The organism is Alkalibacterium sp. f15 (assembly GCF_049389645.1).
Lineage (GTDB): Bacteria > Bacillota > Bacilli > Lactobacillales > Carnobacteriaceae_A > Alkalibacterium.
In genome coordinates, this window is the sequence record NZ_CP186540.1 from 1150101 (window position 1) to 1169936 (window position 19836).

A 19836-nucleotide genomic window follows, 5' to 3' on the forward strand; every position below is an offset into this window, starting at 1 on the left:
GGGAGTTAAAAACTATGGAAGTTATTCTATTAAAAGATATAAAAGGTACAGGTAAAAAAGGTGAGACGAAAAATGTTTCTGACGGTTATGCAAGAAATTTCTTGATTAAAAAGGGTTTAGCAAAGGAAGCAACCTCTTCAGCAAAAAAAGAATTAAATATGAAGAATGTAGCTCAGGAACGTGAAGAAAACGAAATCTTTAAAGCTGCAACAAAAGAAAAAGAAGTGCTGGAAGAAAACACAATCGAGATCAAAGAAAAAGCGGCGGAAGATGGTCGTTTGTTTGGGTCAGTAACGACAAAACAGATTGCTAAGGCTATCGAAAAACAATTAGGAATCAAGGTAGATAAACGCAAGATCAATCAATCTATTCCAATGCGTACAGTCGGAAGTCAAAAAATGGACATCAAGTTACACAAGGATGTAACAGCAGAAATCACTGTAAGTGTTACAGCGGAAGAATAAATAATGATATTTTAGAGCGTTAAATTAACTAGCATAGTTCCTCATGTAAACGACATGAGACTATGCTAGTTTTTTAAAATGTTTCACATGAAACATTTTAAAAACGTGTGTTCCCTTGTATACTTTTAAATAAAGATAAGGTACAATTAAGGGACAGTTAACGAGTATGAAAGGAAGTTAGACATCAAGATGGACGTTATAGGTGATCGCTTACCTCCACAGAATATAGAAGCGGAACAATCTGTCTTAGGTTCGATTTTACTTGATCCTGAAGCGATTATTCCAGCTATGGAGTATGTTGAAGCAAATAATTTTTATCGTCGTGCGCATCAACTCATTTTTCAATCCATGGTTGAATTGAATGAGAAAAATGAAGCAATAGACGTTATTACAATTGCTAATAATTTAGGATCGAAAAATCAATTAGAAGATGTAGGTGGGACACCTTATTTAGCAGAAATTGCTACGACCGTTCCTACAGCGGCAAACGTTGAATATTACGCAAAAATCGTTGAGGAACGTGCGATTTTAAGGAATTTAATCCAAACAGCAACTGAGATTGCCTCTAAAGGGTATCAGGAAACAGATAATCTCCCTGATCTGCTCGACGAAGCAGAAAGAAGAATACTCGAGGTTTCCGAGAAGAAAAGCAGAAGCGGATTTGTAGATATAGAAACCGTTTTGAGAAATACGATCAATAATATCGATGAACTTTTTCAGAATGACGATGAAATCACAGGTCTATCTACTGGCTATAAAATGCTTGATCAGATGACCTCAGGCTTGCATAAGGACGAATTGATTATTTTAGCAGCACGTCCTGGTGTCGGGAAAACAGCTTTTGTCTTGAACATAGCTCAAAATATCGGGACAAAAACAGATGAAACAGTTGCCATATTTAGTTTGGAAATGGGTGCAGAACAATTAGTTAATCGTATGTTGTGTGCGGAAGGAACGATTGATGCAACACATTTGCGAACAGGTCAGTTAACTGAAGAAGAATTCACGAAATTGTTTGTAGCTATGGGTAGTTTGTCCAAAGCAAATATCTATATTGATGATACGCCGGGTATCAGAACAGCTGAGATCCGTGCGAAATGTCGTAAGTTAAAACAGGAAAAGGGGAGTATTGGTCTGGTTGTAATTGACTACTTACAACTCATTGAAGGTACTGGTCGGGAAAGTCGACAGCAGGAAGTATCCGAAATTTCTCGTCAATTGAAAAAATTAGCGAAAGAATTGTCTGTTCCAGTTGTAGCCTTATCTCAACTTTCTCGTAATGTGGAACAGAGACAAGACAAACGTCCTATACTGAGTGATCTAAGAGAATCTGGTTCAATCGAGCAAGATGCTGATATCGTAGCCTTTTTATATCGAGAAGATTATTATCGTGGTGAAGACGGTGAGGAAGATGAATCGGCAGATGAAAACATCGTTGAAGTGATACTGGAAAAAAACCGTTCTGGGGCTAGAGGAACATGTAAATTGCTCTTTATTAAAGAATATAATAAATTTTCTTCCTTGTCTTATTATCCTGAAAACGATATACCACGTTAAATATTCAAAGTGAAAGCTTCCCTGTTAACCTCAAATAAAGTGAGGTTAACAGAGAAGCTTTCACTCTTTTTATATCTAAGCGGTCGATTGTAAAGATAACCAACAATCTAAAACACGAAAGTGAAGTTGAGACGCAAGGAACTAAAGGTATTGGGCTGAATCACCTAAGTAGGAGTTACAAGAGGGAGATGTTCTCATCTAGATGTCAAACTTGAAAATAGGCGTTCTGAGCGGTTTAAGGGAGCTAAGTAGGCAGACATACACGGTTAAGCTGTAATTGAAAATGCAGAGCGTTTAAGCAGGATAATTGAAGGAGAAGTAATTGAGAAGTAAGCAAAGAAAATTATGAATGATACTTTAAAAAAAAGATGAAAAGCCGAGACAGTTTTAATGTGTCCCAGCCTTTCATCTTGTTTATTTATTTCAGCTGATCGGTGTAATCTAGATGCTCAAAGGTTCTCGGATCTCCAATAGCTACAATAAAGCTTCCAGGTTTTATTTTTTCTTCGGGTGGAACATTGATGGATAACTTACCTTTTGGATCTGATTTCATACCAATAACATTGATCTGGTATTTTTTACGTAAATCTAAATCTTTTAAACTGCGTCCTATCCAGCGTTTAGGTGCAGTGAATTCAATTATGGAGTTTTCTTTATCTAAATTAATAACATCCAAAATATTATTACGCATGATATTTCGGGCTACTTTATCGCCCATTTCTTTTTCAGGACGTATTATTTCATGTGCACCCATTTCCTGCATGATTTCCATATGGGTGCGATTCTTCGCTTTAGCTATGATACGTTTAATACCAAGTTTTTTACAATTCATGATAGCCATGACACTGGATTCTAGGTTTGAGCCTGTTCCGATAACAACGACATCGCAATTAGAGAAACCGATGCTTCTCAAAAGCTCGATATCAGTGAAATTACCTTGGACCGCTTGTACGACGTATTCCTCGACACGATTGACATCAATTAAATCCTTATCGACGGCAATGACATCGTAATGTTGTTCACCTAATTCTTTTGCAATGGTTGACCCAAAAACACCTAATCCTAATACTCCAACTGTTTTAACCAAAATTGACACTCCTAACCAATTAATATACTTCCGGTTGCATATCTAATATCTCGTTTTCTTCTATCTCTGTTTCCTAAGGCAGTGAAGATAGTAATTGGTCCCAGTCGACCGATAAACATGCAGAACATGATTACGGTTTGACTGTATCTGGAAAGTGTTGCGGTCAAATTGGCAGACAAACCAACAGTACCAAACGCTGAGACACTTTCGAAAAATAAATATTGTAGAGGGACTTCTTCGTCAAAAATGGTCATTAATGACAAAGCTACGAAATTTAACAGTATAAACATAACGACAATGACCAATGCTCGCTTAACGATGTCTATTTCTAATGTTCTGTGTTTGTAATTAATGTTTGTTTGTCCTTTTAGTTCTGTCCCAATGAGCTTGACGACTAAAGCAACAGTAGAGGTTTTTGCCCCACCAGCCGTTCCGCCTGGAGATCCACCAATGAACATGAAAACAGTGAATACGACTAAAGTAAACATATGAAATTCAGCAAAGTTCAAAGTGCTGAAACCGGCAGTCCTAAGCGTGACTGCTTGGAAAAAAATAGCTTGTAACTTATTGGTGAAGCTTAAGTTACCTAAAGAATTTGGATTGGTCCATTCGGCTAGAGTGAAAATAACCATTGCAGCGACAATCAGCCATAGCGACCATTTGATAACTAAGCGTGTATGCAAAGTCAAGCGACGATATGTACCTTTGAAATCTATCCAGCTTCTTGCTTTTTTAAACTGTTTAAAATTTCGTGCGAGATCAAACCAGACGGAAAAACCAATGCCACCTATGATGATTAAAAAGGGAATGACGACATTAACTATGGGTTGGTCTACAAAAGCTTGCATACTTTCGGTTCCGAGATTATCAAACCCAGCGTTATTGAAAGAGGAGATAGCTATAAATATAGAATTAAACAAGCCTTTTGGCCATCCAAAAATTGGGACAAAGGTGAAAGCGAGCAAGATAGCTCCGATAGTCTCAAACAGCGTCGTATATTTCACTACATTAAGTAAAAAATGACTAAATCCTTTCATATCACTGCGATTTAAAGCTTGTTGTAAAGTGATTTCTTCTTTCATACTTACATGACGACCAAATTGCATGATAATAGCGGAAACAATAGTTATGAGTCCTAAACCACCTAATTTTATTAATACCAAAGTAACTATCTGACCAAATATATTATAGGTTTGAGCCACGGGGACTGTAGATAAACCAGTCACAGCTACCATGGATATAGCACCAAACAGATGATCAAAATAAGTTGCTTGAGATGTTTCCAATTGACTGAAAGGCATAGCCAAAATTAACGAGCCTATAAACATAGCAAAAGCGAAACTCACTATGATTTTTATCGGTATCGGCCAATCAGAAAATTGATCCAGAAATTTTTTCATCCAAAACAATCCTTCCTAAAGCAAACTACATTAAAGTGTAACGAAACAAAACGTGAATAGCTAGATTTTACCGTTCTTGATAAAGAAATACAAGCTTTCTTTAAAGGTTCATTTTAAGGGTGTTAAATGGTTGGCAAAAGGTGTTAAAGTTGTCAATAAGTGCCAGACACTGTAAAATAGTCAAGTGCAGTATGTCTTGCTATTGTTTAACGGAGGGAGAAAGAAAAAATGAACGGAACGATGATGCAATACTTTGAATGGGACTTGCCAAACGACGGAAAACATTGGCAGCGATTGAAAGAAGATGCAGAACATTTGAAGGAAATAGGAATAACTTCTGTTTGGATTCCTCCTTGTTATAAAGGTACGGGACAAAATGATGTCGGTTATGGTGTTTATGATTTATTTGACTTAGGTGAATTTGATCAAAAAGGAACGGTTAGAACAAAGTATGGAACGAAAAAAGAATTGATTGAGGCAATAGAAGCCTTACATGAACATGATATTCATGTGTATGCTGATGTGGTTTTGAATCACAGAGGTGGAGCAGACGAAACGGAAACATTCGAAGCTACACCAGTGAATGAAGACAATCGTCATGAAGACATCGGAGAAACCAGAGAAATCGAGGCGTGGACCTATTTCAACTTCTCCGGAAGGGAAGGGGAATATTCAGACTTTGAATGGCACTGGTACCATTTCTCGGGTGTCTCAGAGGATGAGAAGACAGGTGACCATGGAATTTTCCGTATCGAAGGTGAAGGAAAAGGATGGGCTCCAGATGAGAATGTATCGGTAGAATTTGGGAACTTTGATTACCTTATGTTTGCAGATATCGATTATGGACATCCTGAAGTTGTTGAAGAAACAAAAAGATGGATTCATTGGTTTATTGAAGAAACAAAAATAGACGGCATACGACTAGATGCAGTCAAGCACATCGACAGTGCATTTATGAAAGATTTAATCGAAGACGTTAGAGAAAAACATGGCGAAGAGTTCTTTTTTGTTGCTGAGTATTGGAATCAAGGCTATGAATTCTTAGAAGATTATTTAGAGGAACATGAGTATTCTATTTCGATGATGGATGTCCGTTTCCACTTTGCTTTACATGAAGCAAGTAAACAGCATCGCGATTTTGACCTGAGGAAATTATTAGATGGGACGCTTTATAAAAGTAATGCCGAGCAAGCTGTGACGTTTGTAGAAAATCATGATTCTCAACCCAATCAAGCTTTGGAATCCTACGTAGAACCATGGTTTAAACCCATTGCTTATGGCTTTATTTTATTAAGTTCTTATGGTTATCCGTGTGTTTTTTATGGAGATTATTATGGATATAATGGCGATGTAGATTATGAGGGCTGTCAAGACGAGATCGATACCTTACTACACGCACGAAAAGAATACGCTTATGGTGAACAAAATAATTATTTAGATCATGATAATTGTATTGGTTTTACTCGAACAGGGGATGACGAGCATCCAGAAGGGTGTGCTGTCATCATATCTAACGGAGACGAAGGGTTCAAAGATATGTACGTAGGTGATTTACATGCCGGGGATATCTATATTGATTTATTGAAAAATCGAGAAGATGAAATAAAAATCAACGATGAAGGTCATGCCACATTTCCGGTAAATGCAGAATCACTTTCTGTTTGGGTTAGAAAATAAAACTAGAACGTATAAAGGGATCCCTTTTTTGAGGGATCCCTTTATTTTTTGAATTAGTTGTTAGGATTTACTTTTAATGAAGCATCGTCTTCATTCTCGACAGCTGACTCATTGATTTCAAAATCCGTATCATCTGACAAGGCATTATCGTGTAAGGCTTCATCTACTTTATCTTTTGGAATAGCTTGATCATGTTCGGGTTCGAGTGTAGTATCCTTCACATCGCCCATTTTATGATCTGTATAGATTGCTTGACTAGCTGAAACAGCTTCAGCCTCTGTTGTTCCTTGTCTTTCAGCGTCGCTTAAAGCCAGGTCTCTTTCAATTTCTTCAATTGTCTGGTTCAACTTCGCTTGTTTCGCATCTAATTTCGCTTGCTCTGATTCTAATTCTTTCTCGGCTTCGATATATGATGTTTTAAAATCTTCAACCAGTTCCTGTGCTTTTTCTTCACCTGAATCTTTTAATTTGATAGCTTCATCTTTTAAATCTTCTCTAAATTCTTTTCCTCTTTTTGGAGCGAATAGTAAAGCGGTAAAGGCAGAAGCAGCGCTCATGAATACAGCTTTTGATAAACTTACTTTTGGCATAATTCTTTCATCCTTTCAAAATAGACTAATTATAGTGTTTGCGTGTTACCTTGGTGACGTTGCTTTTGCTTTTCAACTGTTCGTTTGAAAGCGCGTTTGAATGTTTCAGCTAAACGAGGTCCATCAGTTTTTAACTCTGTGTAGGTATTTTCTATAATACCTTTCGAGTAGTTACCGCCATGCTCTTTTAAATAAGTTAAAGAGTGAGACAAGCTAGACGCATAATCTGATAATTCGTTTATTCGTTCTAGATTGATTTCTGCGACTTCTTTGGTGCTATCGACGCGTGTCATGATAAGATCTACTTTCTTTTGGATCGCATCAGATTCGTTTGTAAAATGTTCAATTTGATCTTGTACAGTTGTTTGGGTCCGTTCAATATTTTTCAGTGTTGGTTTTATTTTTTTCATAGCATAAACACCTATTCCGATGAGGAGAACAAGTGATACACCTAAAATAATGAGCGAAATAAGATAACCTAATTCCATTGTGTGCCTCCTTTACTGATCATTTCCATGATTTTTAAATCTATAGTATTAGAATACCATGAAGTAAAAATAACACCAACTAAAACGCTAGCGAAATAATATTGCTTGAATGAGCTTTAATTGTTAGAATAGTAGCTACACAATAGGTTTTTTGTGGTTCACTTCGAGAAATAGAAAAGTAGAGTGAAAAAGTAGCGGGATGAGGCATATACAGACTGTCTCTACAACTTTCTAGATTTAACTCAGTCACTTTTTAAAAAGGAGAAAAAAATGAGTATTCAAAGTAATGGGTTTGGTGATCAAGTTAAAGAGCAGGACCATGAAACAGCGGAATTGATTCTGAGTGCAGTCACTGATGGAGAAATTATTTCTATAGAAGAAGTGCAGGATGATTTATTCTCACAAAAGATGATTGGAGATGGATATGCTATAAGACCAACATCTGGAGTGGTTTATGCACCAGTTTCAGGAAAGTTGATTGAAGTGGCCGATGCTAAACATGCCTATTATATTGAGACTGATGGGGGTATAAAAGTACTGATTCATATCGGTATCGATACATTACTTTTAAACGGTGAAGGATTTCAGACATCTGTGGAAAAAAATAAACGTGTTGAAAAAGGAGACCGGTTGGTTACTTTCGATCAGAAATTCATCAGTGAGAGAGGATTCGATACAGTTATTCCCGTTATCGTTTTAGAACATAATTCAGTTGCGTCATTAGAATTATTCCCGACAAAAAAAGCAAAAGCCAATGAAACACATGCATTAAAAATTAGATTAATTTAATCAATATAGAGAGTTTAATGAAGTAAAATTGAACATACCTTATAGGTAAGGTATAATCGAAGTGAAAAGAATCATAGTATTTTGTACGCTAAATCAGTTCTGAGGAGGAACGTCTTTGAAAAAGATATTAGTTGTCGACGATGAAAAGCCAATTTCCGATATTGTGAAATTCAACCTTGAAAAAGAAGGATTTGAAGTGGTCACAGCGTTTGATGGAGAAGAAGCACTTCAAAAAGTTGAAGAAGAAAATCCGGATTTGATTATATTGGATTTAATGTTACCTAAAATGGATGGACTCGAAGTGTGTCGAGAAGTACGAAAAACGAAAGACACACCTATTATTATGGTAACAGCTAAAGATCAGGAAATTGACAAAGTATTAGGTTTGGAGTTGGGGGCAGATGATTATGTCACTAAACCATTCTCAAACCGGGAATTAGTTGCGCGTGTAAAAGCTAATGTCAGAAGAACAGCATCCATTCAAAACACTGAAACTGCCAAATTAGAAACCAATGATATAGAAGTGGGAGATCTAACCGTTCATCCAGATGCCTATATTGTTTCAAAACGTGGAGATTCAATTGAATTGACTCACCGTGAATTTGAATTGCTTCATTATCTGGCTCGACATATCGGTCAAGTGATGACGCGCGAACACTTACTCGAAACAGTATGGGGTTATGACTATTTTGGGGACGTCCGAACGGTAGATGTTACAGTAAGACGTCTGCGTGAAAAAATCGAAGATAATCCAAGTCACCCGAATTTCCTAGTAACACGCCGTGGAGTAGGGTATTACCTTAGAAGTCCTGAAAAACAGGAGAAGTAGTGATTTATGAAAAAAAAGATTCGTTTTTATCAGTCTATCAACACTAAAATCGTGTTTGTGATTGTGCTATTACTTGTATTCGCCCTGCAGTTAATCGGGGCGAATTTTATTACCCAAATAGAACGTCAACTGATCGCTAACTTTCAGGAAGATCGTCAAGTACAAATGAGCTTTTTGGAAAGTACTATTCTTCCATATTTAGAAATTGAAGAAAGCGGCGAAGAGAGTGAGATCGATCCCGCGCAGGAAATCAGTAATTTACTGACCGAATTCTCAGGAAGTGGTATTACTGATCTTCAAGTAGTTGATTCTGAACTCATCGTTATGGGAACGAGTGATACGACGCAACAAAACATCATTGGGCAATTATCTGATGATGTTGATTTGAGACAAGCACAAATAACCGAAAATTCGATTCCTAGACAAGTCATCGATCAAGTCACCCAAAACAGAAGATGGAAAATGGTTGAACCTGTTTTTTCATCCGGGGAAGAGTCTCAGTTTTTGGGTGCTATTTTAATGGAAAGCAATATCGAATCTGTCTATACTCAGATTTCTCAGATCACCTTGATCTTTTTACAATCCAGTGCGGTAGCGATTGTGTTATCGCTCATTTTAGCCAACATGGTCTCTCGTGCGCTGACCAAGCCGATCAAAGAAATGCAGATTCAAACCCGTCAAATTGCTGAAGGTGATTATTCAGGCACCCTTAAAGTTTACGGCGAAGATGAGCTAGGTCAATTGGCCGGCTTGATCAATGATCTATCAGATGATGTTGCCGAGGCACAAGAATCGATCGATGCAGAAAGAAGACGTCTAGACAGTGTATTAACACACATGACAGATGGCGTTGTTGCAACAGATAGACGCGGAAAAATTATGATCATCAATGAAATGGCCCAGTTAATGCTTGATAGAAGTCAAGAGGATGCTCTAGGTCAGAATTTATTATCTATTTTAGATGTTGAAGAAGACATTACGCTGCGTCGCATTTTAGAAAAACAGGACGAAATGCTGGTAAACAGTAAACAAAATGGGATACCCATTATTCTGCGTGCTTCCTTTTCTCTGATTCAAAGAGAATCTGGCTTCATCAGCGGGATAGTCTGTGTGCTGCATGACGTAACCGAACAAGAACGTATAGAAGAAGAACGCAAACAGTTTGTATCCAACGTTTCACACGAACTCCGCACACCCTTAACGAGTATGCGTAGTTACATTGAGGCGCTGGCAGATGGGGCCTGGCAGGACCCAGATTTGGCTCCACGCTTTTTGGAAGTCACTCAAAACGAGACAGACCGTATGATTCGAATGATTCAAGACCTGCTTCACTTGTCTCGCATAGATTCAGGTAAAAGTACCTTGAATCTGGAAATAGTCGATTTAACTGAAATGCTTGAACATGTGCTTAACCGCTTTGATATGCTGATTCATTCAGCTGAATACGAAGGGAAAAATCATCAAATCAAAAAAGATATACTGCGAGAATCCATATTTGTTGAGGTTGACCCAGACCGAATGATTCAAGTCTTAGACAATATTATGAATAACGCCGTCAAGTATTCACCTGATGGCGGGACGATCATAGGCAAAATGGAAAAAAGAGCGAATACTGTCTTGATTAGTATTCGAGATGAAGGGATGGGCATTCCCAAGTCGGATATCAATAAAATATTCTCTCGTTTTTATCGTGTCGATAGAGCACGGTCACGAGCAATGGGAGGCAGCGGCTTAGGTTTAGCTATTTCCAAAGAAGTGGTGGAACAACACGGCGGTCGTATATGGGCCGAAAGTACTGAAGGTAAAGGTACAACGTTTTATCTCTCCCTTCCATATGTCCCATATGAAGAGGAGGAATGGGAATGATCTGGTCCAGAATTAAACACGTACTTTTAACGGGATTGATTGGATTGAGCTTATTTTTAAGTTTTCAGCTTTGGACGACTGGTGTTCAGTTACGTGAGCCTTCATCCGGAGGGGGAAGTCCTATTCCCGCCTCACTGGTTGATCGTTCATTGGCTGAAGTCTTCTCTCCCAAAAAGATTGTCTGGCATCGCAATGACTTAAGCAAAAAAGTAGATATCAACATGAATTACACAAATGAATGGTTTGAAAAGTATTTACCGGAGACTACTTTTGGAGAAGTTCAATCGCCGCAGAGATTAAGTTACTCAGATTATCAGGATTATCTGAATGATGAGAACTGGGTTGAATTTATTTTTGATGCACCGATACCTTTTGGACTTTTCGAATATGGTTTCAGTGATTTACCGACAGATTATGAGAATCGCACGTTTACACACGTGTTCATGAATACCGATGATCCAGAGATTGCTGGTTTCTATGATTCGCATAGTGAATTTTTATATCAAATCGAGGAAACCGACTATACACCGGATATAATCGATGAGTTGCTGTATTCAGCGGAGAACGTTTTAACGGATGTTGAACCTATTGAAGTTAACGAACGCTATCTCTATCTACCGGTGGAAGAACAAGCAGTAGAGTATCATGATTATCTCGTTGAACGTTTACCTAATAATTTATTTATTTATCAGTTTTTCTCGGACACGTCAGAAATAGACGCGAGACGGACAGGCAACACGACACGGTATATCGATCTAACGACAGAAGTGAGAATCAATGACGCTACAAATACACTAACTTATTTAAGACAACGATCAGACATGGGGCAGATGACATTTAGTGAGCGACTGCGCAGCAGTTATCAGGAGCTGACTCAAATAGAAAACTGGACCGATCATGTGCACTATCAGAATTATGCTCCAGAGACACACGAAGTAACGTTTCAACGGTATATCCAAGGTTATCCTGTCTACAGTTATCAGCAGTTTGAATCGACGAATGAGATCACCGTCGTAGAAAGTGGTCGAACAAATTTGCGTATACCGCTTCGAGTCGTTCAAACACCTTTAACATTAACGGGTGAGCGGATAAAAACATTACCCAGTGGTCGAGATATCATCAATCAACTTGAAGAAATGGAACTGGGTCTTGATTATATCGAAGACATGCGTATTGGCTTGACCTGGACAGAAAGTGAAGAAGATGACAGGGTGGTTCATTTTGAACCTAACTGGTATGTAGAGGCACAAGGCTCATGGGTAGAAGTGAATCGTTATATCCAATCACAGGAGGAATCGCTAAATGGATTTTAAAAAAATAGAAAACATTTTTCTGATTACCTTCTTACTTTTAAACGTGTACTTGTTGGTGAGTTATTTTAATCGTAATGATATTCAACAGGCAACAAGTGAGACCGGTCAAGTTAACCTGATTCGAGAAATGGAACAAATCGGTATCAGTATTCCGACACTGCAGGACGAAGAACGAGACGTGTTTTATGTTCAGGCGGACAGTAATCAATTATTGGAAGACAACGTGGACCAGCTGGAAAATCAGGCAGGTTCTGTCGCTGAAGACGGCTCACTTTATACGAGTATTTTATCAGATCCAATCGAGATCGAAGGAAATCCTGATGACGGATTCACCGAAGGGGATTACGCGAAACTGGAGGCTTTTATCATCAACGGTTCCGTATTGTTTGGTGGAGAATATATGTATCTCCGGTATGACCGTAGTCAGAATCGCTTTGTCTACGCACAGGAAGTCGAAGGTATTCCCGTAGCAGATGGAACGTCTGAAATCTCTCTGTTTTATGGTAGTGACGGAAATATTATTTCCTATCAGCAAACATACGCTGGCCCAATGATTCCTCAAGGATCAACACAAGTAGTCATCACAGACAGGCAAGCCATTGAAGTTCTTTTTCAAAACAACGAAATAAGTTCTAATTCCACTGTTGGACAACCGATTTTAACCTATTACCGTACACTGCATCTGGAAGACTTGAGCATGTATGGACCGGTATGGTATGTGCCAGTTATGGATGCAAGCGGAGAGAAAGTGCTGCGAGTAGACGCTTTGGAACGTACGATCATCTCAGATCCAGTTACAACAGTCATTCCTGAAGAATTACAAGAAGAGGAACCGGATGAGTAAAGTGTAGAATAGAGAATGTAGCACCTAAAAAAGTGTTCTTGCTTGTAGGTGGAGACTTGTTGTAAAATGGACAATGAGTGTTCACAGAGAGAGGAATCAGTTCATGATGCAGTCAGAACAATCCGACCTGCGCATTAGCATATTAGCTAGCGGCAGTTCAGGAAACATTACCTATATTGAAACCGATCAAATGAAAGTATTAGTTGATTGTGGACTCAGTGGTAAAAAAACGGTTGAGATGTTAAGCAAGATCGGACGTCGACCCGAAGATTTGAATGCTATTTTAGTCTCACATGAACATACTGACCATATTAAAGGTGTCGGCATTTTAGCTCGAAAGTATAATTTAGATATCTATGCCAACGAAAAAACGTGGCAGGCAATGGAACCCAAATTAGGGAAATTAAAAGTCGAACAGAAGTTTCATTTTCCAAACGAGAAAACGTTAACCCTAGGGGATATTGATATTTCAAGTTTCGCAGTTTCGCATGATGCTGTCGACCCGCAGTTTTATACCTTCCAAAAAAACAATAAACGCTTTGTCATGCTGACAGATACTGGATATGTCAGTGATCGCATGCGTGGCTTGGTTAAAGATGCGGATGCGTACTTATTTGAAAGTAATCATGATTTAAGCATGCTTCGGATGGGCAGATATCCTTGGTCTTTAAAACAGCGAATCATTGGTGACAAAGGTCATTTATCTAACGAAGACGGCGCCTTAGCTTTAGCCGAAATCATCAGTGATCGAACGAAACGTATCTATTTGGGTCACTTAAGCAAGGAAAACAATATCAAAGAAGTGGCACATCAAACGGTTGAAGAAATTTTAGAAAGAAAAGATACCGGTGTAAACGAACGTTTTCAATTGCTGGACACTGATCCGGATGAACCGTGTGCATTATTTACGTTATAAAATCATAAAGCTTACTTTCTCTTTTGATTATTTAAAGAGAAAGTAAGCTTTATTTTTTCTTTTTAAAGAAATTGATTGAAAAAAGCTTTCTCATACGGGAAAAAAAATAGATTATGTTAAAATTGTATCATGATATTATATAAAAAAAGACATAGAAATGTCATGATTTTAGATTAAAATATATCTATACTGTAAGTGTATGGGAGGAAGTATATGATGAAAAAGAGATCATTCAGAGCTATACTAATGTTGAGTCTAACGAGCGCGATGCTCGCCGGATGTGACTTATTCGACACTGAAACAGAATCGGATCCCGACACAGAAATGCAAGAAAATACGCCTGTAACAGAAGAGGGAGAAGTTAAAATCTCTGAAGTGCGAGTGGACGTTTCGTCTGACATTACAGATGCCGTTCAAGAAGTAGATGACGCTGTCGTTTCAGTCATTAATATGCAGCAGGTTGGAGAAGACCCTTTTGGATGGTATGAAGGCGGTCAGACCACTGATGAAGAAAACTTACAACAAGTCGGCACTGGCAGTGGTGCAGTATATAAGGTAGACGGAGACACTGCATATATTTTTACTAATAATCATGTTGTTGACGGTTCTGATGCCATCGAAGTATTATTCAAAGATGGTTCCCGTGTAGAAGCAACGGTTATTGGTGCAGATATCTGGACGGACTTAGCTGTTCTAGCAATCGATTCAGAAGTCGTTTCTAAAACTGCAAAATTCGGTGATTCAGAAAACTTAACAGTTGGTGAACCCGCTATAGCTATCGGTTCACCTTTAGGAACAAATTTTGCATCATCGGTAACATCAGGCATTATTTCAGCTACAGAACGTACGGTTCCTGTGGATACAAATATGGATGGAGAAAATGACTGGGAAATGACGGCCATTCAAACCGATGCAGCAATCAACCCAGGAAATTCAGGTGGTCCGCTTGTCAATATTGCCGGACAAGTTGTGGGTATCAATTCCATGAAAATTTCGTCATCGACCATCGAAGGCATGGGTTTTGCTATTCCGAGTAATGATGCTTTAGATATCATTAATCAGTTAGAGCGAAACGGAGAGGTGGTCAGACCCGTTATCGGTGTAGCCATGGTTGATCTAGCCATGGTCTCACCTCAGCAGCAACAGGCGATACTTAACTTACCTGAAGATGTGACTGAGGGTATTGTTATAGCGGAAGTTCAACCTGATAGCTCCGCTGAAGAAGCCGGACTAGCAGCCAATGATGTTATTGTGTCATTCAATGGCGAAGAGGTCGCGAATGGTATCGAATTAAGACAAGAGATTTATGATACAGAAGTGGGCGATGAAGTTGAAATTGAGTATTATCGTGGAGGAGAACGTCAAACAACGACAATAACCATGAGAAGTACCGACGATGAAACATTATAGCCTAGCAAATGACCAACACAGCCTTTTACTAGGCTGTGTTTTTTTATGTAGAGTTTTTTGGGGCCTAATGGACACAAGCGAGCAACAAATAGCAGGTCACTTGTGTCGATGAGCTGATATTCGGAACAAGTTTAACATCCGTGAAGGCCTACTTGTTTCAATTTGATGCGCATGGGTACAAGTAAAGAGAGTAAAAGGGTTCACTTGTACCGATTGTGCATAAGCTAACTATAGTAGCCCAAAATCAATCTTTTGAAGCCTTGGGATAACTTTGTTCGGGTGTGGATAACTATTGCGGGAATACTTTTACAGCGGTATTCCATCAAAAAAAGTTATGCACAACTACGTTATTGCCTGTGCGTAACTAAATAACAACAGCTATTTTTGTTTTTGTAAACACTGTCATGAAGGTGTTTGCTTGGGTTTTGAAGATGTAGACATAAAGGGAAAATTTTGTGCATAACTTTCAGCTTGAATGAGTTATTTTTTGACGGTTATTCAAGCTTTCATAACCCTAAACGAGAACAAAGAAATGTGGATATGTGTATAACTTTGTGGATAACTGTGGAAAAATGGGTATTAAAAAAAGGATTCCTTGTCAAACCAACAAAGAATCCCTGTGGATAGTGTGAATAACTTATAAAGCTTTAACTGTTTTTTTGACTTTTACATTGCCTTCGATCGCCCGAGAATAAGGACAGACTTCGTGTGCCTGATCCACTAACTCTTCAGCTTCTGCTTGAGTGACCCCTTCGATTTCAACGTAGAGTTCGACGCTTAGACCAAAACCTTTTAATTTTTTCTCAATACTCACCTTAGCTGTGACGGCGGAAGTTGTTTGTTTTTTTGCTTTTCGTGCAGATAACTGCAGTGCACTATCAAAACAAGCCGCATAGCCTGCCGAAAAGAGCTGTTCTGGATTGGTCGTTCCTTTGACTTCCTTGCCACCCAAGCCTTTTGGCATAGATAGATCGAGGTCTAAATTTCCATCTGAAGATTTAACATGTCCCTTACGACCACCAAGCGCAGTGGCTTCTGCGGTATATAATGCTATTCCCATATAAACACCTCTCTATTTTTAGTTGTCTGTAATTAAATTGTACACAATTTAATTGAAAATGTCAAAGTGTATAAACTTATCAAATAAGTTGTTATAATGAAAAGAAAGAGGAGTGTATGAACGTGACAAAGAATATCTTGAGATTAAGCAATCAAGTCTGTTTTCCTTTATATGCAGCAACTAGACAAATCACCAAATTATATCGCCCGTTACTTGAGAAGTTGGGTGTGACCTACCCCCAGTACTTAGTCTTGCTGGTTTTATTCGAAGAAGAGACGGTAACGGTCAAAGAGTTAGGCGAAAAACTGTATCTGGATTCGGGAACATTGACACCAATGTTGAAAAGAATGGAAGAACACGGTTTAGTCGAACGTCGACGCTCAAGTGTAGACGAACGTGTGGTGGACGTAAGTTTAACGAATAAGGGACGCGCAATAGAAAAGCAGGCGGAGAAAATACCCGTTAAATTTTCTAAAGAAATACTATTGGAACAGGATGAATTTGAAGAATTAAAACGTCTATTAACTAAAATACTCGATCAGGTTTAAACTAAGGGAGTCAATTATGGATATCACAATCTTGTCAGTCGGTAAATTAAAAGAGAAATATTTGAAAAAAGGGATAGACGAATACACGAAACGATTAGGTGCCTACACTAAAATCAAAGTTATAGAAGTACCGGATGAAAAAGCACCTGAAAGTCTGAGCGAAGCTGAAATGGTTCAGGTCAAAGACAAAGAAGGCGAACGACTGCTGGCCAAAATACCAGACCAGGCGTACGTCTTTGCCTTGGCCATTGATTCTAAAGAACGGACATCCGAATCCTTTGCCAAGGAGATCGAACAGCTTATGATCCATGGTAAAAGCAAGATCGTTTTTGTCATTGGCGGTTCTCTGGGATTGAGCGAAGCCGTTATGAAAAGAAGCGACACGACCATCTCATTCGGAAAAATGACCTACCCACATCAGTTGATGAGACTGATATTGGTCGAGCAGATTTATAGAGCGTTTCGGATCATGCGGAATGAACCGTACCATAAGTAAATGAGGTTTTTATAATAACCGGGTATGATATGATGTGGGTTCATCGAATGATTTAAAGAGTACCTTAATTGAAGGAGATAATTAAACAGGTATAGTAAGTAGTCATAGGAGATACCATAATGAGTAATAATAGAGATAAATCAAAAAAAACTCAAAGGTTAAAGCAGGGGTATATAGTGACCCCAAAAAGTTAGATTTTTTTAAATATTTGGGCTCGCTATAAATGTACTATATTCATGTATATTTATTTTTTTGTAGATTTTACAAAAGTATATCCTTTTTCTTCTAGCGTTTTCAATCTAGGCTTAATTTTATTAACTACAAATTGATAATTTATTAATTTGTCTGGATGTTCAAAATCTCTTTTACTTACCCAAACAGTATATTTTTTTTCTTCAGGGATTGAATCAAAATCAAATAATTTTTTATTATCAAGAATACCTTGTGCTGTCCAGAATGATAGGTACTGTTTATCAGGAAGATTTGCAACAGCTTCCCACGTAGTTTCTGACCAATTATTAAATTTCATCCAAGTATCTTGTGACGAGATGTAAACACTTAATGCGACATCTTTTCTATCCCAGTAAAGAGAATCCGTTGAAGTGATTTTAATATCTGGAAATAGCACACCTAAAGCATGAAAGTGAAGTTCACTATACTTTTCAAGTAAATATAATTCTTGTGAAAAATCAAATCCTTGTTTTTCTAGCAGACAGTGCCAAGATTGATAAATTTCTTCATGAATCTGATATTCAGTTTTATTTACTCTTTTTTCAGGAATGCCCCACCTATAATTATCAATATATTGTTTGCGTGGCATTATTTCCTCATTTTTTTCATTAAGAATAAACCTAATTGTACTGCTTTCTTTGTATTGCTTTACTAGTTCTAAAGCAATACAAAGTATACAATCTTTTTTTTCTCGAGAAAAATTGCGATAGTGTGTTTGTAAATACTGGTAAAAATCAGTATCCATGTTAGACAATAGATAGGTCTTTAAAGTACTATCTTTTTCGATTAAGCTTTCTAGTTCCTGTATTGTAAAATTTGAAGGTTGTTCATATAAGAAATAACCCTCTTTATTCTTTATAAAAGCATAGGGATAACCATCGTAATTTTTTCTCTGCATATCATATAAAAGAGAACGGAGAAGTTCATCAGGAGATGAATCAGTTACGCTTTTATCCTCTTCTTCTAGTTGGTTTTCAAACTCAAACGGCAAGTCATTTATTAAGATGTTGTAATAATGTGGATAGAATAAATAAACATAGATAACTAATAGTTGTTGATTTGGTTGGACATAATCTAGTTTTCTGCGATCAAAAAATTCATGATTTATATAATCATTAAACTGTTCACGTTCACGTAAGTTTCGCTGTTCTCCTATTATCATTTTCTGTAATTTATCAGGAATGGTAGTCTTTAATTTGTTTTCTAATTCATTGAAGTATTTCTCCCAAATGTTTTTTGGATGTAAGTTGTAGGGTAGTTCAATTTTCTGATTAATAATTTTTTGAAGAAACTTACTATCACTTCTTGCTAGTTTGTCGTAATCACCTACGAAAATAATAGGGATTCTATTCTCAAGAAGATTAAAAAGTACATAAATTTGTTCCTGTCTTATTGAATCAATTCTATCAAAATCGTCTATAACTAATAATCTTTTCTTAAATGGGAATTTTTTTAGTACTTGAATATAAAATGTATCAGATTTCACTTTAAAGAAACTGGATACCGAAACAAAGAGAGCGATTCCACCGGCAATTTGTGCTCCGAGTGTACTAGTATAATGCGATAGACCTAAGTCCAATACACCTGTCATTAATATTGAAATAATAACCGATAAAACTGTAATTAATCTTATTCCCCAGTAGGTTGTTGGCATTAATTTAGTAAAAGCTATCGTTACAACAGATCGTTCATCTTGAATTCTCCACAAATCCAAAAAAGTAAATCTCTTTTTAGAATGTTGTTTCGTGTTAATCAAAAATTCAGTTTTCCCTGACCCCCATCGTCCATTAAGAAAATATGTTTTATCCTTTTCTAACAGTTTAGCAAAGTGTTTCGCGGCTGTTTCTGTATTAATTTCTGTGAGTTCTAGAAATTCCTTTTGTGACTCATTAGTTTGGTAAACCAATTCAGATTTGCTCCTTTCAGAATTTTCATTTAGGATGTACGACAATTATATTAAGTATAACTATAGTTAAATGATTTGTAGATAGCAAATTAGGCAAGATCTAATTAGTAATTTTAATATGCAGACTTTATCTCTTCTCATGATGAAGCAGGATTTACTAATCCGGATGATATAGTAAATCCGGAGAATATAGCTTTCGAGTTCATTGTCGAAGGAGATACGAAAACTGTCATATCGGAAAATCAGTTAAAGCTGTATGTAGAAGTTGAAGAAGGAGAAGAGTTAGTCCTGGGTAGCACGCACTATGTTATTGAGTACTATAATGGTGAAGAGTGAGAAACAATCGATAATGTACTATACGGACA

Annotated in this window: 18 protein-coding genes; 12 read left to right on the plus strand and 6 right to left on the minus strand. The window is 37.5% G+C overall.

Features of this window, described 5'->3' with window-relative positions:
* The first annotated feature begins 14 nt into the window (after positions 1 to 14).
* Complete coding sequence (gene rplI, locus ACO1PF_RS05625) at positions 15 to 464, plus strand: 50S ribosomal protein L9 (RefSeq protein WP_423190345.1); 450 nt, start codon at positions 15 to 17, stop codon at positions 462 to 464.
* 189 nt (positions 465 to 653) lie between these two features.
* The gene (dnaB, locus tag ACO1PF_RS05630) at positions 654 to 2021 is read left to right on the plus strand and encodes a replicative DNA helicase (RefSeq protein WP_423190346.1); all 1368 of its coding nucleotides are present in this window, start codon (positions 654 to 656) and stop codon (positions 2019 to 2021) included.
* Positions 2022 to 2439: 418 nt separating this feature from the next.
* Here the strand turns inward: dnaB and ACO1PF_RS05635 are convergent, their stop codons facing one another.
* Together ACO1PF_RS05635 and ACO1PF_RS05640 are read right to left on the minus strand one after the other, a co-directional pair.
* Positions 2440 to 3117: a potassium channel family protein gene (locus ACO1PF_RS05635; RefSeq protein ID WP_423190347.1), complete on the minus strand. Its 678-nt coding sequence runs from the start codon at positions 3115 to 3117 to the stop codon at positions 2440 to 2442.
* Positions 3118 to 3119: 2 nt separating this feature from the next.
* A complete protein-coding gene (locus tag ACO1PF_RS05640; protein ID WP_423190348.1) occupies positions 3120 to 4508 on the minus strand; it encodes a TrkH family potassium uptake protein in 1389 nt (462 codons plus the stop codon).
* Positions 4509 to 4736: 228 nt separating this feature from the next.
* Here ACO1PF_RS05640 and ACO1PF_RS05645 point away from each other — a divergent pair, with 228 nt between their 5' ends.
* Positions 4737 to 6185, plus strand: coding sequence for an alpha-amylase (locus ACO1PF_RS05645; RefSeq protein WP_423190349.1), 1449 nt, complete (start codon positions 4737 to 4739; stop codon positions 6183 to 6185).
* 53 nt (positions 6186 to 6238) lie between these two features.
* On the opposite strand, the gene ACO1PF_RS05650 is transcribed toward ACO1PF_RS05645, so the two are convergent.
* Both ACO1PF_RS05650 and ACO1PF_RS05655 read right to left on the minus strand, forming a co-directional pair.
* Positions 6239 to 6775, minus strand: coding sequence for a YtxH domain-containing protein (locus ACO1PF_RS05650; protein WP_423190350.1), 537 nt, complete (start codon positions 6773 to 6775; stop codon positions 6239 to 6241).
* 29 nt (positions 6776 to 6804) lie between these two features.
* The gene (locus ACO1PF_RS05655) at positions 6805 to 7263 is read right to left on the minus strand and encodes a hypothetical protein (protein WP_423190351.1); all 459 of its coding nucleotides are present in this window, start codon (positions 7261 to 7263) and stop codon (positions 6805 to 6807) included.
* Positions 7264 to 7533: 270 nt separating this feature from the next.
* Between ACO1PF_RS05655 and ACO1PF_RS05660 the strand changes: the two genes are divergently transcribed.
* From ACO1PF_RS05660 to ACO1PF_RS05690, 7 genes are all read left to right on the plus strand, one after another.
* Positions 7534 to 8052 carry a PTS sugar transporter subunit IIA gene (locus ACO1PF_RS05660; protein WP_423190352.1) on the plus strand — a complete coding sequence of 173 codons (519 nt, stop codon included), beginning with the start codon at positions 7534 to 7536 and terminating at the stop codon, positions 8050 to 8052.
* A gap of 115 nt (positions 8053 to 8167) precedes the next feature.
* Positions 8168 to 8881, plus strand: coding sequence for a response regulator YycF (yycF, locus tag ACO1PF_RS05665; protein WP_423190353.1), 714 nt, complete (start codon positions 8168 to 8170; stop codon positions 8879 to 8881).
* Positions 8882 to 8887: 6 nt separating this feature from the next.
* On the plus strand, positions 8888 to 10747 hold the full coding sequence (walK, locus tag ACO1PF_RS05670; protein ID WP_423190354.1) for a cell wall metabolism sensor histidine kinase WalK: 1860 nt from the start codon (positions 8888 to 8890) through the stop codon (positions 10745 to 10747).
* Positions 10744 to 12060, plus strand: coding sequence for a YycH family regulatory protein (locus ACO1PF_RS05675; RefSeq protein WP_423190355.1), 1317 nt, complete (start codon positions 10744 to 10746; stop codon positions 12058 to 12060). The genes walK and ACO1PF_RS05675 overlap by 4 nt, the downstream gene beginning before the upstream one ends.
* The gene (locus tag ACO1PF_RS05680; RefSeq protein WP_423190356.1) at positions 12050 to 12904 is read left to right on the plus strand and encodes a two-component system regulatory protein YycI; all 855 of its coding nucleotides are present in this window, start codon (positions 12050 to 12052) and stop codon (positions 12902 to 12904) included. Before ACO1PF_RS05675 ends, ACO1PF_RS05680 begins: the two co-directional genes overlap by 11 nt.
* A gap of 106 nt (positions 12905 to 13010) precedes the next feature.
* Positions 13011 to 13820: an MBL fold metallo-hydrolase gene (locus ACO1PF_RS05685; RefSeq protein WP_423190510.1), complete on the plus strand. Its 810-nt coding sequence runs from the start codon at positions 13011 to 13013 to the stop codon at positions 13818 to 13820.
* Positions 13821 to 14033: 213 nt separating this feature from the next.
* On the plus strand, positions 14034 to 15230 hold the full coding sequence (locus tag ACO1PF_RS05690; RefSeq protein WP_423190357.1) for a S1C family serine protease: 1197 nt from the start codon (positions 14034 to 14036) through the stop codon (positions 15228 to 15230).
* Between the two features lie 637 nt (positions 15231 to 15867).
* On the opposite strand, the gene ACO1PF_RS05695 is transcribed toward ACO1PF_RS05690, so the two are convergent.
* On the minus strand, positions 15868 to 16290 hold the full coding sequence (locus ACO1PF_RS05695; RefSeq protein ID WP_423190358.1) for an organic hydroperoxide resistance protein: 423 nt from the start codon (positions 16288 to 16290) through the stop codon (positions 15868 to 15870).
* A gap of 122 nt (positions 16291 to 16412) precedes the next feature.
* Between ACO1PF_RS05695 and ACO1PF_RS05700 the strand changes: the two genes are divergently transcribed.
* Entirely contained in the window at positions 16413 to 16838 is a 426-nt protein-coding gene (locus tag ACO1PF_RS05700) for a MarR family winged helix-turn-helix transcriptional regulator (RefSeq protein WP_423190359.1), read from the plus strand.
* A gap of 16 nt (positions 16839 to 16854) precedes the next feature.
* Entirely contained in the window at positions 16855 to 17334 is a 480-nt protein-coding gene (gene rlmH, locus ACO1PF_RS05705) for a 23S rRNA (pseudouridine(1915)-N(3))-methyltransferase RlmH (protein ID WP_423190360.1), read from the plus strand.
* A gap of 244 nt (positions 17335 to 17578) precedes the next feature.
* On the opposite strand, the gene ACO1PF_RS05710 is transcribed toward rlmH, so the two are convergent.
* On the minus strand, positions 17579 to 19471 hold the full coding sequence (locus tag ACO1PF_RS05710) for a P-loop NTPase fold protein (protein WP_423190361.1): 1893 nt from the start codon (positions 19469 to 19471) through the stop codon (positions 17579 to 17581).
* Positions 19472 to 19836: the final 365 nt, after the last annotated feature.